Genomic DNA, 15,381 nt, shown 5'->3' on the forward strand with positions numbered 1-15,381 from the left:
GGGTGGGTCCGGCCTGGGTGGGTCCGGCCTGGGTGGGTCCGGGCTGGACGCCGCGCTGAGCCGAGCCCGGCTGGCCCCCGCCGGGCCGATCCGCATCGGCCTGCACCGGGCGGGGCTGCGCCGGGGCGAACTCCGGCCCGCCGGGCTGGGGCGCGCCGGTGCGACCGGGGCCGGGCTGAGCGAGGCCGGGCTGGGCCGGGTGGGGCTGGGGATCGGTCTGGCGCGGCGGGCCGGACCGGCTCGCACTCGGCCGCCCCGAGCCCGACGGGCGGTCGGACCGGCCCGGGGTGGCGTGCCCCGGACCGGGGGGTGCGACGCCCGGCCCGGCGGCGGGGCGCCTCACGTCGGGACGGGCGTCGGCGCGCGCCGCGTCCGGGCGCCCCACGTCGGTGGGGGCGTCAGTGCGGGCGTCGGTGCGGGCGTGGGAACCGGCGTCGGGCTGCTCCGGGCGACGCACCGGCCCCTCGATGCGGCGGGTGTCGAACCAGTCCGCCGGGCCGTCGGGCCGGTCCGGGGGCGGGTCGTCCGCGCGGTGACCGTTCGGCGCGGCCGGTCCGGGGGCGGGCGCGCGGTCGTCGCGCAGCTCCTCCCTGGAGGGCTCGGCGTCGTCCACGCGCGCCGGAGCCGGCCCGGGCACGTCCTCGGGCCGGGGACCAGCCGGCGTGCTGGGGCTCCGGTACTCGCGCATCCCTTCCATGGTGCCCGACGGACGTCGATCCCTCCTGCCGGGCCCGCCCGGGCGCGCCGCGCCGCGGAAACGGTGATGAGCTGCGCAAACGCCCTCAGGCGCCGACCTCGTCGAGCACGAGCGGGCCCCGATCGACCGGTTCGTCCCCGATCGCGAGGCCGTCGCCGAGCGCGGCGCGGGCGCCCGCCACCGCATCCGGGGTGTCGGTGTGCAGCTCGAGCAGCGGCTCGCCGGCCCGCACCTCGTCGCCGAGACCCACCAGCAGGCGCACCCCCGCCGCGGCCTGGACCGGGTGTTCCTTGCGCGCCCGGCCCGCCCCGAGCCGCCAGGCCGCGGTGCCGACGGCCAGCGCGTCGAGCCTGGTGAGCGCGCCCGAGGCCGGCGCGTCGACGGTCTCGACGTGTGTCGCCCGCGGCAACGGCGCGCCCGGGTCGCCGCCCTGCGCGGCGATCATCCGCTCCCACACCGCGAACGCGCGGCCCGACGCCAGGGCCTCCGCCGGGTCCACGTCGATCCCGGCCAGCCCGAGCATCGCGCGGGCGAGGGCGAGGGTGAGCTCCACGACGTCGGGCGGCCCGCCCCCGCGCAGGACCTCGACCGCCTCGGCGACCTCCAGGGCGTTGCCGACCGTCCGACCGAGCGGCACCGACATGTCGGTGAGCAGCGTCCGGGTCGGCAGACCGTCGGCCGCGCCGATGGCCACCATGGACCGCGCGAGCTCCTCGGCGGCCTCCCGGGTCCGCATGAAGGCGCCGCTGCCCACCTTGACGTCGAGGACCAGCCCGTCGGTCCCCTCGGCGATCTTCTTGCTCATGATCGAGCTGGCGATGAGCGGGATCGAGGCGACCGTGCCGGTGACGTCGCGCAGCGCGTAGAGCTTGCGGTCGGCCGGGGCGAGCGAGGGCGTGGTCGCGCAGACGACGGCGCCGACCTCCGCGAGCTGGGCCGCGACCTCGTCCGTCGACAGCTCCGCCCGCCAGCCCGGGATCGCCTCCAGCTTGTCCAGGGTGCCGCCGGTGTGGCCGAGCCCGCGCCCGGACAGCTGCGGCACGGCCGCACCGCACGCCGCCACCAGGGGCGCGAGCGCGAGCGTGAGCTTGTCCCCCACCCCGCCCGTGGAGTGCTTGTCGACGAGCGGGCGCCCGACGTCCGGCAGCGCGAGCCGCTCCCCGGACTCGATCATGGCGAGGGTCCAGCGGGCGGTCTCGGCGTCGTCCATGCCGTTGAGCAGGATCGCCATGGCGAGGGCCGCCATCTGCTCGTCGCCGACCTCGCCGCGGGTGTAGGCGGCGACGACCCAGTCGATCTGCGCGTCGGTGAGGCGGTGGCCGTCCCGCTTGGTGGCGATGACGTCGACGGCGGAGTGGGTCACGCGTGCTCCTCGGGTCCCGGGTCGTCGGCCGACGGTCGGCTCGCAGGGTGCCGGGTCACAGGGTGCCGGGTCACAGGGTGAAGGCGTCGGGCAGGACGTCGGCGAGGGTCCGGATCCCGCGTGGGGTGTCGAGCGCGCAGTCCGGCCCGCCGAGCTCGTACAGCAGCTGACGGCAGCGGCCGCACGGCATGAGCAGCGCGCCCGTGCCCGAGCGGACCGCGACCGCGACGAACCGCCCGCCGCCGGTGATCCGCAGCTGCCCGGCGAGCGTGCACTCGGCGCAGAGGGTGAGGCCGTAGGAGGCGTTCTCGACGTTGCAGCCGGTCACGAGGCGGCCGTCGTCGCACAGGGCGGCCGCGCCGACGTGCAGCCCGGAGTAGGGCGCGTACGCCGCGGCCGCCGCGTCGACCGCCGCCGCGCGCAGCCGGTCCCAGTCCCGATCACCGTGGTCAAGGTGCCGGTCCCGGCGCCGATCTTCGTGCTGGTCCCCCGTGGTCACCCGATCGATCCTGCCGGAGGCCGGGCAGGATGTGGATCGTGGACGAGACGAACGTGGTCGTCGACGCGACCCCCGACGAGGTGTGGGCGCTGGTCAGCGACATCACGCGCATGGGCGAGTGGAGCCCGGAGTGCACGGGCGGGGCGTGGCGCGCCGGCGCGACCGGCCCGGTGCTCGGGGCGCGGTTCGTGGGCTTCAACCGACACGGCCGCATCCGCTGGCGCACGCACTGCCGCGTGATCGAGAGCGTGCCGGGCAAGGCGTTCGCGTTCTCCGTGCTGGAGAGCGCGATGACCTGGGGCTTCCGGACCGAGCCGGTCGAGGGCGCTACGCAGCTCACCGAGTGGCGCGAGCGCACCGGCGCCCTCGCGGCCCCGGCGAAGCTGTTCGCCGCCACGGGCCTGCTCGGCCGCGACCGCGAGGGGATGATGGTCGACGGCATGGCGCGGACGCTCGAGCGGATGAAGGCCCGGCTCGAGGAGCGCTGACCCACCCCGCACGTGGGGGGTGGTGCGGGAGCACCACTTCCCGCGCACGGGCGGCGGAGCCAGGCGAACGGCGGATGGGCGAGCGGGCGGCGTCGCCTTATCGTCGCGGTGTGCGCAGGTGGGGGCGGGCAACGGTGGGGACACTGGGCGCCGCGATCGTGACGCTGCTCCTCGCGGGGCCGACGGCGACGGCCGCGGCCGCACCGGCCGGGCCGCCGGTCGCCGCACCGGCCCCGGCCCCGGCCCCGCCTTCCGCCCTCGCCGCACCGGCACCCGCGGGCGTCTGTGCCGGTCAGGAGGCCCCTTCCGGCCCGCCGGCCCGGGAGGAGACCGTCGCGATGGCGCCGGTCCCGGTGCCGCAGCAGCCCGTCGGCGGACCGCGGCTCGGCGCCTGCGGCGACGTCCTGCCCGACGGCGCCGCCCCACCGCCGGCCGTCAGCGCCACGGGCTGGGTGGTCGCGGACCTCGACTCCGGTGCCGTCCTCGCCGCCCACGACCCGCACGGGCGGCAACGCCCCGCGTCGACCCTGAAGATCCTGACCACGCTCGTCGTGCGGGCACAGCTCGACCCGGACGCCGACGTCGTCGCGACGCCCGAGGACGTCCGGGTCGACGGCAGCAAGGCGGGCATCGGCCCCGGCGGCCACTACACCGTGCGGCAGCTGCTGGCCGGGCTGCTGCTCAACTCGGGCAACGACACCGCGATGGCCCTCGCCCGCACGATGGGCGGGGTCCCGGCGACGCTGCAGGCGATGCAGGCCCGCGCCGAGCAGCTCGGGGCGCTCGACACCCGTCCCGCCACGCCGTCGGGTCTCGACGGCCCGGGGATGTCCACCTCGGCCTACGACCTGGCCGTCCTGTTCCGCGTGGCGCTGCGGGACCCGCTGGTGCGCGAGACGCTGGCGACGCCGACCGTGCCCTTCCCGGGCTTCGCCGACCGCCCGGGCTTCCAGATCGCCAACGACGACCCGCTGCTGCACACCTACCCCGGCGCCTTCGCGGGCAAGACCGGCTTCACCGACGCCGCTCGGCACACGTTCCTCGGCGCCGCCGAGCGCAACGGCCGGCGGCTGGTCGTCGCGATGGTCCGCGGCGAGCAGCACCCGGTCCGGATGGTCGCGCAGGCCGGGGCCCTGCTCGACTACGGCTTCGCCCTCCCCGCGACGGCCTCGGTCGGCACCCTCGTCGACTCCCGGCCCGTCGAGCCGACCCCCGCGCCGGCCCCGGCGCCCGTCGCGATCGCCCCGGCGCCGGCCCCCGCCTCGACCCCGGTCCCGGCGTGGGCCGTGGCGGTCACCGCGGCGCTGGTGCTGGTGGCGGGCACCGGGATCGTGCTCGCCCGGCGGCGCCACCGCTAGCGCGTCGGGAACGGTCCCGTCAGCGGCGGGGTCGGAGGGCCCGCAGGCCGAGGAACCCGCCGACGGCGGTCACCGCGCCGGCCCCGAGCAGCCCCGCGGCGGCGGCCGGGCTGGGCCCGGACCGGACGACGACCTCGGGCCGGATCACCGCCGGCGCCGGCACCTCGACCGGCTCCTCCTGCTCGTTCTCCTTCGCCGTGGCCGCCCAGGCGGTGACGAAGAGGATGAACCGCGAGGTGAAGAACGCGAAGACCAGCAGACCGATGATCGGGCCGAACGCCACGCCCGCCGGCGACTTCGTGACCGACGCCAGGTAGATCGTCATGATCTGCTTGAGGACCTCGAAGCCGACCGCGCCGAGCACGGCCGCGCGCATCGCGCTCTTCACGGCGACGGGCGCCCGCGGCAGCCGTGCGATCACCCAGAGGAAGACCAGCCAGTTCGCGGCGAGGCCGAGCAGCACGGCGAACAGGCTGAGCAGGGCTCGCGCCCAGGCCTGGCCGCCGAGACCCACGAGGTCGAGCAGCAGCCGGCCGAACGCGTTGCCCGCCGCCGAGACCGCGAACGACAGCACCAGTGCCAGGCCGAGTCCGACCAGCGCGAGCAGGTCGAACAGCGTCTTCTTGACGACGTTGGGCGTCTCCGGCGGCTGCGCCCACTGCTCGGAGAGCGCCTCGCGGAGGTTGCTCATCCAGCCGATGCCGGAGTACAGCGCGACGAGGAGGCCGATGATCCCGACCGCGCCCGCGGAGCTGATGGCCTGGTCGATCACCTGGTTGATCGTGTCGCCGAGCTGGCCCGGCACCTGCGCGGTGATGCCCTCCTGGATCTGCTGCAGCAGCTGCGGCTGGCTCTTCAGGACGAACCCGGCGATGGCGAACGCGACCATCAGGATCGGCACGAGCGCCAGCACGCTGAAGTAGGTGATGGCCGCGGCGTAGTGGTCGCCGTGCCGGTCCGTGTACCGCGTCCCCGCCCGCATGACGTGGTCGAGCCACGGCATGCGCTCCCGGGCCTTCTCGATCGCGGTCGGGCCGTCGTCGGTGTCCTTCGCCCCGTCGTCGGCCGCGCTCGCGCGGGTCTTCTCGTCCGTCGTCGGCCCGGCCACGCCCTCACCCCATCAGCTCGTCGGCGGCAGGAACCCGATCCTCTCGTGAACGGCCGCCAGCGTCGCGCCGGCGACCTCACCCGCCCGGGTGGCTCCGCGGGCGAGCACCCGATCGAGCTCGGCCGGGTCCCCCAGGTATGCCTGTACCCGTTCGCGCAGCGGAGCAACGAAGTCCGCCACGACCTCGCCGAGATCCTTCTTCAGGTCGCCGTACCCCTTGCCGGCGTACTCGGCCTCGATCTCGGCGACCTTGCGGTCGGTGAGCGCCGAGTAGATGGTCAGCAGGTTCGCGATGCCCGGCTTCGCCTCCGGGTCGTAGCGGATCTCGCGCTCGTTGTCCGTGACGGCCGAGCGGATCTTCTTGGCGATCCGCTTCGGGTCGTCGAGCAGCTCGACGATGCCGCCGGGCGTCGACGCCGACTTGCTCATCTTCACCGCCGGGTCCTGCAGGTCCTGGATCTTGGCCGCGCCCGCCGGGATGAACGGCTCCGGCACCGTGAACGTCTCGCCGAAGCGCTGGTTGAAGCGCTGTGCGAGGTTGCGGGTCAGCTCCAGGTGCTGACGCTGGTCCTCGCCCACCGGGACACGATCGGCCTGGTAGAGCAGGATGTCCGCCGCCATCAGCACCGGGTAGCTGAACAGCCCGACCGTGGCCCGGTCGGTGCCCTGCTTCGCGGCCTTGTCCTTGAACTGCGTCATCCGGGAGGCCTCGCCGAACCCGGTGTAGCAGTCGAGGACCCACGTCAGCTGGGAGTGCTGGGGCAGGTGGGACTGCACGAAGATCGTGCAGCGCTCCGGGTCCAGCCCGAGCGCGAGCAGCTGTGCGGCGGCGTTACGGGTGCGCGCGGCCAGCGTCGCCGGATCGTGGTCGACGGTGATCGCGTGCAGGTCCGGGATGAAGTAGAACGCGTCGTGGTCGTCCTGCAGGGCCACCCACTGCCGGACGGCGCCGAGGTAGTTCCCGAGGTGGAAGGAGTCGGCGGTCGGCTGGATCCCGGAGAGCACCCGGGGACGTCGCGCGGTCGTGTCGGTCCCGGTCATGGGACCAGTCTCTCAACCACTGTCGACGTGCTTTCGCGCGCCACCGGGCACGAGGTCCGCGGGCAGCACCGTGCCGAAACCGAGCTCCTCCCGGCACTCCGCGCAACGCAGCCGGGGGCCGAACAGACGCCCGCAGGCCCGGTGCACGCCCGGGTAGGCCGCGGGCCGACCGTCCGCCGTCATCCACCGGCGGCCCCAGTCGGCCAGGCAGGTCAGGATCGGGAAGGTGGCGCGGCCGCGCGCGGTCAGGAGGTAGCCCTCCGCGTCCCGGTCGAGGACGCCGAGCGCGCGGAACCGGCGCAACCGGTCGGCCAGGACGTCGGGCGAGACGCCGAGGCCGCGCTCGAAGCCGGAGAAGGTCCGGATCCCGACCACGGCGGCGGACAGCACGGCGGCACCCCAGCGGTCGCCGATGATCTCCATCGCGCCGGGGAACACGGAGAGCGGGTCCGCGGGCAGCGCGGCGCGGGTCCGGCGGGGGTGCAACCGCGCCCCGGGCGGCCCGACGATCGGGACCCGGGCGGCGGGGTCGAGGTCCAGGTCGTCGAGCCGCACCGGGCGGTCGCAGTGCCCGCAGGTCACGAGCAGGTCGGAGACGGCGCCGCAACCGGTGTGCACCGGGTCCGGCAGCGGCACCTCCCGGGGCACCCACGCCCGCTCCCACAGCCAGATCGCGGCGAGGAGCGCCCACGTGTCGCGGCCGGAATCGGTGAGCCGGTACTCGTGCCGGGAGCGGCCGCCCTCGCGGTAGGGCCGGGTCGCGAGCAGGCCCGCGTCGGTGAGCGCGCGGAGCCGGCTGGACAACGAGGCGTCGGAGATGCCGAGGGTGCGTCTCCACTCGCCGTAGCGCCGCACGCCGAGCAGCGCCCGCTGCAGGATCAGCAGCGTCCAGGTGTCGGCGAGGAGGGCCGTGGCCAGGTCGAGCGGCGTCGGCTCGGCCGGGGCGGGGCCCGCGGCGCGCGGGGTCGTCGCCGCGACCGGCGCGCGGGGCGCGACCGGCTCCCGGGTGGCGGTCGAGTCGCTGACGGCTTCCCCCTTGACCGGACGGTGGGCCCGATCGTAGCGTCGTGCTGGCTCTGTCGATCGAAGCGCAGACCTCCGCCCGACGAGCCCGACGACCAGGGGGGTCGAGTGAGGCGGGGCCGGCCGCCGCAGGGGCGCGCGGTCGCCCCGCCGCCGGGTCCGGTGACAGGTGGAACCGACCCTGACGGACCAACGCCGACCTGCGTCGATACACGCTGCGCGACGGTGCGCCGGCCGTTTTTCACCCGCAGGTGGAACCGCCGAGGCCGACAATCGAGGGCGCTCGTCGACACGCCCAGGGGAGATCACCGTGAAGCGCAACCGCTCTTGGTGAACGACCGACCGGGGTGCGGGCCCCGGCCGGCCCGCACCCCGGCCCCGGGGCGTCGCCAGGAGACGTCTGGTGGATCACCGGCGATGGGCTCGGTGATCCGGGCGGCTCCTGGCAAGGCGGAGCCGGGCCGTCATACCGGGCGTGTTCGGGCCAGGCGACAACGCGGCCAGGGGCCGTCCGGGCGCCGAGACCGCGGCGGATGATCCACCAGACGTCCCCTGGCCTCCTAGCCCTAGCCCTCCTGCGCCGCGCGGACGCGGTGCGGTGCCCGTTCGGTCCTCGCCCCGCGAGTGATCATCAGCGCGGTCGCGAGCAGCGCGCCCGCCGCGCCGCAGACCCCCACGGCCAGGGGCGCGCCCCACCGCTCGGCGAGGAAGCCGCAGACCAGGATCGCCAGTCCCTGCGCCGCGATCAGGCCCGACGCCGCGAGCCCGGTGGCCCGTCCGCGCACCTCGTCGGGCGTGGAGCGGACGAACACCGCCTGGGCCGGCACGAGCGCCGCGGTGCACAGCGCCCCCGTGACCGCCCACAGGACCACGATCGCGGCCACGTTCGGCACGAACATCGACGCCACCAGCGGCAGCCCGGCCAGGGCGGAGCAGGGCAGGACCGCCCGCTCCCGCAGGCGTTCGGGGACCCAGCGGCTGATCACGAGCGCGCCCAGCACGCTGCCCGCCGGGTCGGCCGCCATCAGCAGGCCGACGGCCCAGGAGCCGGCGCCGAGCTCGTCGGCCAACGGGACGGCCAGGGCCTCGGGCGCGACGTAGCCGCCCACCAGCCACACGGCGAGAGCCAGCGTGCGCAGCCGCGGGTGCGAGAAGACGGTGCGCGCGCCCCGGTGGATGTCGGCGAGCCAGGACAGCGCAGCGGGCCCGGCGCCGTCGGACACTGCGACCGGGGCGGCGCGTCTGCGGACCCCGAACCGCACGAACAGCGCGGAGAGCAGGAAGGTCCCGGAGTTCACGAGGATCGCGACGCTCGGGCTGATCAGCACAAGCAGCACGCCGCCGACGGCGAACCCGGCGATCTGCGCGGTCTGGTTCGTGATCTGCCGGACGGCGAAGCCGCGTTCGAGCAGCTCCTCGGAATCGAGCACGTCGGGCAGCAGGGCTCCCTGGGCCGCGGTGTGCGGCGAGGCCAGCACCACCACCAGGACCAGCAGCGGACAGAGCAGCGCGAGGGGGATCCCGGGGATCGCGAGGGGGACGACGAGCAGCGCACGGGCGACGTCGGCCAGCACCATGACCTCGCGCCGGCGGAACCGGTCGGCCACCCAGCCGAGCAGCACGCCGCCGAGCAGGGCGGGCAGGAAGGTCAGCGCGTAGACGGCCGCGGCCCACGCCGCGGAACCGGTCCGGCCGTAGACCAGCACCGAGAACGCGACGCGCGCGAGCTGGTCCCCGCAGATCGACACGAGCTCCGCCACCCAGAGGGCACGGAATTCCGCACTGCGGAACACGCTCGGTCGCGTGGCTCTCCGACGCACGATCCCCCCGACGTGGCAGCGTCCACTCGCCCGGTACACCGGGCTCGTAGATGGATACTGAACGTGAGCGACCGGAGCCGGAGAGTCCTGACGGATCGCTCGGCGGACGGTCGTCCTTCGGCGGTGACCGGTCGTCTCAGCCTGCTCCAGGAACGTCGGACCGCGCACCCCCTGCCACGCGGACGGGTGTGCGGAGCCGGCTCCGGAGTGCCTCCCGGAAATGGGAGCGGGTGGCGTGGGCCGGCGGGTTCGGGGGTCTCGACGGGGCTTCGGGAGCGGACTGCGAAGGGTCTGCGGGATGCGGGGTCACCAGGCGCGGTTGCGCATGGGGCTGGTCCTTCCGTGGGTCGCTGCGGGGCTTCTCTGCGGGTCTCACCAGGCGCGGTTGCGCATGTCAGGCCTCCTTCTCGGTGGTCAGGGCTTTCGCTGTCGGGTGGTCTCACCAGGCGCGGTTGCGCATTGCGGGCCTCCTCGCTCGTCTCGGTCGGGCTGTGCGGTCTCACCAGGCGCGGTTGCGCATCTCCGGACTCCTCTCCGCTGGTCAGGGCTTTCGCTGTCGGGCCGTGTCACCAGGCGCGGTTGCGCATTGCGGGCCTCCTTCTCGCTGTCGTGTCCTTCGTCGTCGGGCGGTGTCACCAAGCGCGGTTGCGCATGTCCGGCCTCCTCTCCGCTGATCAGGCTTCTGTCGTCGGACTTCTCACCAGGCGCGGTTGCGCATCGCGGGCTCCCTTCCGCTGGTCGGGTCGTGGTGGTCGAGTGGTCTCACCAGGCGCGGTTACGCATGTCCGGCCTCCTTCTCGCTGGTCAGATCTCGGTCGTCGGGCTTCTTCACCAGGCGCGCTTGCGCATCGCGGACCCCCTTCTCGCTGCCGCGTCCTTCGTCGTCGGGCTCTCTCACCAGGCGCGGTTGCGCATGTTCGGCCTCCTTCTCGCTGGTCAGATCTCGGTCGTCGGGCTTCTTCACCAGGCGCGGTTGCGCATCGCGGGCTCCTTCTCGCTGTCGTGTCCTTCGTCGTCGGGCTCTCTCACCAGGCGCGGTTGCGCATCTGCGGGCTCCTTTCCACTGGTCGGGTCGTGGTCGTCGGCTCGCCGTCACCAGGCGCGGTTACGCATTTCCGCCTCCTCGCCGCTCGTCGGGTCGCGTCCGGGCCGTCTCACCAGGCGCGGTTGCGCATCTCGGGCCCCCTCGGGTCGTCGTCGGATCGGGTTACTCACGTTTCGTGTGCTCTTGCTCACCAGGCGCGGTTGCGCATCGCAGCTCCTCGAGGCGGGTGGGGACGTCCCGTCGGAGGCTCTCAGCAGGCAGGATCGCGCAGGGACTCCTTGTCGCGTCACGCACCGGTGGGGGGAACGGTTCACCGCGGGGCGCGAACGCGAGGTCATCAGGCGGGGACGCCCCGGGTCACACCTCGCGCGGTCGCGCACGGCGCCCTCCTCCCCGCGCACCGACCGGCGGTAACGACCGCGACGGCTCCGGCGATCAACCGGTGACCGGCGGTCCTGGACCGCGGCGGCCGGTGCGCTCCGACATGCGGGCAACGACCGCCGGCGAAGGCGGGTACGCCCCGTCGCGGCGCGCCACCGCCCGGCCTGGACCCGTCGAGCCCACAGCGTGTGTCACCCAGAGTAGTCGAGACATGCGATTCGGTACCGTTTCGGGGCATCCGGATCGAGTGATCGTCTGACTACGCTCGGGTCGGACATCACCAGTTTGGCTGGACAGGAGACACTCTCGTGGCGCAGTCACCTCGACGGAGGTGCGGGATCACCCGTTGGGCCGTGTGGGCCCAGCCCACTCGGGTGATCGCGATGCTCGCCGTGGTGGAGACGTCGGCGCTGGTGCTCATCGCCCTGTCCTGGGGAGCCCTTCGGCCCAGTGTCGGTTCGGCCGTTCTCGCGCTCGTGCTGGCCGCGGCCGGCATCGTGCACACCGAGGTGGCCACCGGGGTCGAGCGCGCCCGTCGTCGCGTCGGCGAGAAGTCCTACACCGACCTCTCCACGATCTGGACCTTCGCCGCGGCGTTGCTCCTCCCGGCCGCGCTGGCCACCGCCACCATCGCGGTGATCTACACCTACCTCTGGTTCCGGGTGTGGAAGCCGGCGCGGTTCCCGCTGTTCCGGCACACCTTCACCACGTCCACCGTGCTGCTGGCGGCCGTCGCCGCGCACGAGGTCGTCGAGCGGACGGGCGGATCGGACGCCTGGTCGGCCGGCGTCACGGGGCTCGCGGCCCTCGCCTGCGCCACGCTCGTCTACGCGGCGGTCAACTCGCTGCTCATCGCGCTGGCCGTGGCCACGAGCAACCCCGACGCCAAGCCCGCGGACCTGTTCGGCCACCTCGACGACGTCGCGGTCGAGATCGCCACGCTCTGCCTCGGCGCGATGCTCGCGCTCACGCTCACCGTGTCCTGGTGGTTCGTGCTGTTCGCGTTCGTGCCGATCCTGGTGCTGCAGCGGGCGGTCATGTTCCGCGAGCTGGCCGACGCCGCGACCACGGACGGCAAGACGGGCCTGCTCACCGCCACGGCCTGGAACGCCCGGGCCGGCGAGGCGCTCGTGCGGGCCCGCCGGGAGCGGACCAGTCTCGCGATGCTGGTGCTCGACCTGGACCACTTCAAGAAGGTCAACGACACCCACGGCCACCTCGCGGGCGACCGCGTGCTGGCCGAGGTGGCCGGGGCGGTGCGGGACGAGGTACGCGGCGACGACCTCGTGGGACGCTTCGGCGGCGAAGAGTTCGTGGTGCTGCTGCCCGGCCTGCCCGCCGCACGGGCCGCCGCCGAGCTCCACGCCGTCGCGGAGCGGATCCGGCACCGGGTGACCACCCTGATCGTGCCGGTCGAGACGCCCGACGGGCCGCTCTCGATCCGCAACCTCAGCATCTCGGTGGGCGGCACGATGGTTCCCACGGGCCCCGGCACCACGGTCGAGCAGGCCATGGCCATCGCCGACCGTGCGCTCTACCGGGCCAAGGACGCGGGCCGCAACGCCGTGCGGATCGCCGACCACTCGCAGCACGGCGACGCCGCACAGAACGGCCGTGCGGCGGAGGCCGTGGAGGCCCCGCGCACGGAGCCGGAGGCCTCCTAGTCGCCGTCCCCGTCGGCCGGGGCGTCCGCGGGCTCGCCCTCGACCGCTGTGCCCGCCTGCTCGGCGCCACCGGCCCGGACGACCTGGACCACGCCGTTCTCGAGGTCGATCGGCCCGAGCCGGAAGTTCTCACCGTTGCCGGACTCACCGGCCTCGTCGGAGATCTTCGGACCGGGGAACAGCTCGCCGAGGACACCCATGGCCGTCAGGCTACGCGCAACGCCGCCGGCGTCCGCGCCCGAGCGGCACGCGCCGCTTGCTCCACGCGACGCTCGTGATCAAGGGCAGACCGGTGCTCGCTCACCTCGTCCCGACCCGGCCCGCCCTTGATCACCGCGGGACACAGCGGCCTGGATCACCGCGCCGACGCGACGGTCTGGATCACCGCGCGGAGGCCGCGAACTACCGCGCCGACCCGGCGGCCTGCCCGGCCATGGTGCCGGCGCGGCCCGTCGAGGCGACGCCGTCGTCGGGCTCCTGCCACGGCCGCCCCTCGAGCACGGCCTGCTCCGACGCCAGCCCGGTCTCCGGGTCGGCGAGCGCCGCGACGTGCGCGTGCAGCCCGGCGTCGATCCAGGGCGAGCCCGCCAGCACGTACTTCGGGTACGCCGTGAGCCGCTCCCGCAGGGTGAAGCCGGACTCGGCCGAGCGGGCGGCGAGCTCGTCGATGACCGGCCACGGCCGCTCGGGGTTGACGTGGTCCGGCGTGACGGGCGAGACGCCGCCCCAGTCGTCGATCCCGGCCCGCAACATGAGGGCGAACTCCTCGCCGACCAGGTTGGGCGGGGCCTGCACGCGCATCGTCGGCCCCAGGACCAGGCGGGTCACCGCGATGGTCGCCGCGAGCTCCTCGAGGTCGGCGTCCGGGTCGTTGGCCATCGCCGTGTCCGGCTTGGCCCGGAAGTTCTGCACGATCACTTCCTGCACGTGCCCGTGGGCCTGCGCCGCCGAGCGGATCGCGAAGATCGACTCGGCGCGCTCGGTCCGGTTCTCGCCGATCCCGATCAGGATGCCGGTCGTGAACGGCACACCCGCGTGCCCGGCGTCGGTCAGCGCCCGAAGGCGGACCGCCGGCTCCTTGTCCGGGCTGCCGAAGTGCGGGCCGCCCTTCTCCGACCAGAGCCGGGTCGCCGTCGTCTCGAGCATCATGCCCATCGACGGGGCGACCGGCTTGAGCCGCGTGAGCTCCTCCCGCGACAGCACGCCCGGGTTGAGGTGCGGCAGCAGGCCGGTCTCCTCCAGCACCGCGATCGCGCAGGCACGGACGTAGTCCAGGGTCGAGTCGTAGCCGCGCTCCCGGAGCCACTCGCGCGCCGCCGGCCAGCGGGCCTCGGGCCGGTCCCCCAGGGTGAACAGGGCCTCCTTGCAGCCCTGCGCCGCGCCGGCCCGCGCGATCTCCAGCACCTCGTCGAGCTCCAGGTACGCCGCCGGCAGGCGGTGCGGCACGGTGACGAAGGTGCAGTAGTGGCAGCGGTCCCGGCACAGCCGGGTCAGCGGGATGAAGACCTTCCGCGAGTACGTGACCACGCCGGGACGGCCGGCGTCGACCAGACCGGCGTCCCGCACCGTCGACGCGGCATCCAGGAGCGCGTCGAGGTGCTCGCCGCGCGCGGCCAGCAGGACCGCCGCGTCGGTCAGGTCGGGCACGCCGCCCTCGCGCACCCGCCCCAGGGCGCGGCGCACCGCGGAGTCCGACGGGACGGGTTCGGGAGCGCCGGCGGGGACGACGAAGTTCTCCGGCACGTCGGCGAGCACGGGCTCGGGGAGCATCTCGGCCATCCGCCCACACTATGTCCGGCCCGCGGGCCAGGTCGACCTGCGAGATCGTCACAAGCGCGGCCGGGAATAGCGCGCGCCCCTATCCTCGCCGGGTGCGCGTCCGTTCCGGCGTCCTCGTGCTGCTCGCGGTCCTGCTGGCGGCGTGCGCCGACGTCCCGGCCGCCGACCGAACGCTCACCCTCCGTACCGCGCTGGGCGACCGCACCGCGCTCGTCCACCACCCCGCGACAGCCGGGCCGGGGCGCCGCTGGTCCTCGTCCTGCACGGTGCCGGCGGGACCGCGACCGGCATGCGCGAACTGACCGGGTGGGACGACCTGGCCGAGCGGGAGGGCGTCGTCGTCGCGTACCCGCAGGGGCTCGACCGGACCTGGAACGCGGGCACCTGCTGCGGGAGCTCGGCCTCCCGAGGGGTCGACGACGTCGGCTACCTGCACGACCTCGCCGCCGCCCTCGCCGCGCGGGAGGGCACCGACCCACGGCGGGCGTACGCCGTCGGGTTCTCGAACGGCGCCATGCTCAGCTACGCGTGGGCCTGCACCCACCCGGGTGACCTTGCCGGGATCGGTCCCGTCGCCGGTGCGCTGACGGTTCCCTGCCCGGCGCCCGCGCCGGTGCGGGTCGGGGCGGTGGCCGGCACAGCGGACCCGCGGGTGCCGATCGGCGGGCGGCCGGGGCGGGCCTCGCTCGACGCGACGCTGGCCCCGTTCCTCGCCGCGGCCTCCTGCGCCGACCCGACCACGGCCGTCACCGGCCCGGCGACCGTCACGCGCTGGACGTGCGCGGGCGGGCGGACCGTGGTGCAGGACGTCCTCGCCGGCCGGGACCACTCCTGGGCCACCCCGGACTCCGGCGCCGGCGCCACCCTCGACCCCGGCGACGCCACGGGGTGGGTGTGGGCCCAGCTCTCCGCCCCCTGACCCCGCGAGTCGGCAGTTCCGGCAGCACGAGTCGGGCTCTGCGCTCCCGCGAGTCGGGCCCTGAGCTTCCGCGAGTCGGGCCCTGAGCTTCCGCGAGTCGCGCTCTGAGCTTCCGCGAGTCGCGCCCTGAGCTTCCGCGAGTCGCGCCCTGAGCTCCCGCGAGTCGCACCCTGAGCTCCCGCGAGTCGCGCCCTGA

The 15,381-nt window shown here is 74.9% G+C and carries 13 protein-coding genes and 2 pseudogenes; 5 read left to right on the forward strand and 10 right to left on the reverse strand.

What is annotated here, in order from left to right; translation table 11 throughout:
* From LWC33_RS33220 to LWC33_RS33230, 3 genes and pseudogenes are all read right to left on the reverse strand, one after another.
* Positions 1 to 688, reverse strand: a pseudogene (locus LWC33_RS33220) (hypothetical protein); the annotation flags it as partial.
* A gap of 94 nt (positions 689 to 782) precedes the next feature.
* A complete protein-coding gene (locus LWC33_RS33225; RefSeq protein ID WP_233308676.1) occupies positions 783 to 2,060 on the reverse strand; it encodes a thymidine phosphorylase in 1,278 nt (425 codons plus the stop codon).
* 70 nt (positions 2,061 to 2,130) lie between these two features.
* Complete coding sequence (locus LWC33_RS33230) at positions 2,131 to 2,559, reverse strand: cytidine deaminase (protein ID WP_308191050.1); 429 nt, start codon at positions 2,557 to 2,559, stop codon at positions 2,131 to 2,133.
* 38 nt (positions 2,560 to 2,597) lie between these two features.
* Between LWC33_RS33230 and LWC33_RS33235 the strand changes: the two genes are divergently transcribed.
* Positions 2,598 to 3,047, forward strand: coding sequence for an SRPBCC family protein (locus tag LWC33_RS33235; RefSeq protein ID WP_233308677.1), 450 nt, complete (start codon positions 2,598 to 2,600; stop codon positions 3,045 to 3,047).
* A 110-nt stretch (positions 3,048 to 3,157) separates the two neighbouring features.
* Entirely contained in the window at positions 3,158 to 4,405 is a 1,248-nt protein-coding gene (locus tag LWC33_RS33240; RefSeq protein ID WP_233308678.1) for a D-alanyl-D-alanine carboxypeptidase family protein, read from the forward strand.
* A 19-nt stretch (positions 4,406 to 4,424) separates the two neighbouring features.
* Here the strand turns inward: LWC33_RS33240 and yhjD are convergent, their stop codons facing one another.
* The 5 genes from yhjD to LWC33_RS36725 form a co-directional block, all read right to left on the reverse strand.
* Positions 4,425 to 5,513, reverse strand: coding sequence for an inner membrane protein YhjD (gene yhjD / locus LWC33_RS33245; protein ID WP_233308679.1), 1,089 nt, complete (start codon positions 5,511 to 5,513; stop codon positions 4,425 to 4,427).
* A 12-nt stretch (positions 5,514 to 5,525) separates the two neighbouring features.
* The gene (gene trpS, locus LWC33_RS33250; RefSeq protein WP_233308680.1) at positions 5,526 to 6,554 is read right to left on the reverse strand and encodes a tryptophan--tRNA ligase; all 1,029 of its coding nucleotides are present in this window, start codon (positions 6,552 to 6,554) and stop codon (positions 5,526 to 5,528) included.
* Between the two features lie 12 nt (positions 6,555 to 6,566).
* Positions 6,567 to 7,886: a winged helix-turn-helix transcriptional regulator gene (locus LWC33_RS33255; RefSeq protein WP_308191052.1), complete on the reverse strand. Its 1,320-nt coding sequence runs from the start codon at positions 7,884 to 7,886 to the stop codon at positions 6,567 to 6,569.
* Between the two features lie 257 nt (positions 7,887 to 8,143).
* Positions 8,144 to 9,565 (reverse strand): MFS transporter, encoded by a 1,422-nt coding sequence (locus LWC33_RS33260; protein ID WP_372476836.1) that lies wholly within the window; start codon positions 9,563 to 9,565, stop codon positions 8,144 to 8,146.
* A 607-nt stretch (positions 9,566 to 10,172) separates the two neighbouring features.
* A complete protein-coding gene (locus LWC33_RS36725) occupies positions 10,173 to 10,361 on the reverse strand; it encodes a hypothetical protein (protein WP_443720191.1) in 189 nt (62 codons plus the stop codon).
* An 845-nt stretch (positions 10,362 to 11,206) separates the two neighbouring features.
* Here LWC33_RS36725 and LWC33_RS33265 point away from each other — a divergent pair.
* A complete protein-coding gene (locus tag LWC33_RS33265; RefSeq protein WP_233308685.1) occupies positions 11,207 to 12,487 on the forward strand; it encodes a GGDEF domain-containing protein in 1,281 nt (426 codons plus the stop codon).
* Here LWC33_RS33265 and LWC33_RS33270 read toward each other — a convergent pair.
* Positions 12,484 to 12,687, reverse strand: a complete 204-nt coding sequence (locus LWC33_RS33270; RefSeq protein ID WP_233308683.1) for a hypothetical protein — start codon at positions 12,685 to 12,687, stop codon at positions 12,484 to 12,486. The two genes, LWC33_RS33265 and LWC33_RS33270, sit on opposite strands and share 4 nt — an antisense overlap.
* Positions 12,688 to 12,931: 244 nt before the next feature.
* Positions 12,932 to 14,170: pseudogene (gene cofG, locus LWC33_RS33275) on the reverse strand (7,8-didemethyl-8-hydroxy-5-deazariboflavin synthase CofG); the annotation flags it as partial.
* Positions 14,171 to 14,358: 188 nt separating this feature from the next.
* Here cofG and LWC33_RS33280 point away from each other — a divergent pair.
* A complete protein-coding gene (locus LWC33_RS33280) occupies positions 14,359 to 14,568 on the forward strand; it encodes a hypothetical protein (RefSeq protein ID WP_233308687.1) in 210 nt (69 codons plus the stop codon).
* Entirely contained in the window at positions 14,526 to 15,185 is a 660-nt protein-coding gene (locus LWC33_RS33285; RefSeq protein WP_233308686.1) for a CE1 family esterase, read from the forward strand. The genes LWC33_RS33280 and LWC33_RS33285 overlap by 43 nt, the downstream gene beginning before the upstream one ends.
* Positions 15,186 to 15,381 lie beyond the last annotated feature (196 nt).

Source organism: Pseudonocardia terrae (genome assembly GCF_021343995.1).
Taxonomy (GTDB): Bacteria; Actinomycetota; Actinomycetes; order Mycobacteriales; family Pseudonocardiaceae; genus Pseudonocardia; species Pseudonocardia terrae.

Excerpts from the sequence above, each read along its gene's own strand:
- trpS (WP_233308680.1), bottom strand. The coding sequence starts at position 6,554 with ATGACCGGGACCGACACGACCGCGCGACGTCCCCGGGTGCTCTCCGGG.
- LWC33_RS33265 (WP_233308685.1), top strand. The coding sequence starts at position 11,207 with ATGCTCGCCGTGGTGGAGACGTCGGCGCTGGTGCTCATCGCCCTGTCC.
- LWC33_RS33270 (WP_233308683.1), bottom strand. The coding sequence starts at position 12,687 with ATGGGTGTCCTCGGCGAGCTGTTCCCCGGTCCGAAGATCTCCGACGAG.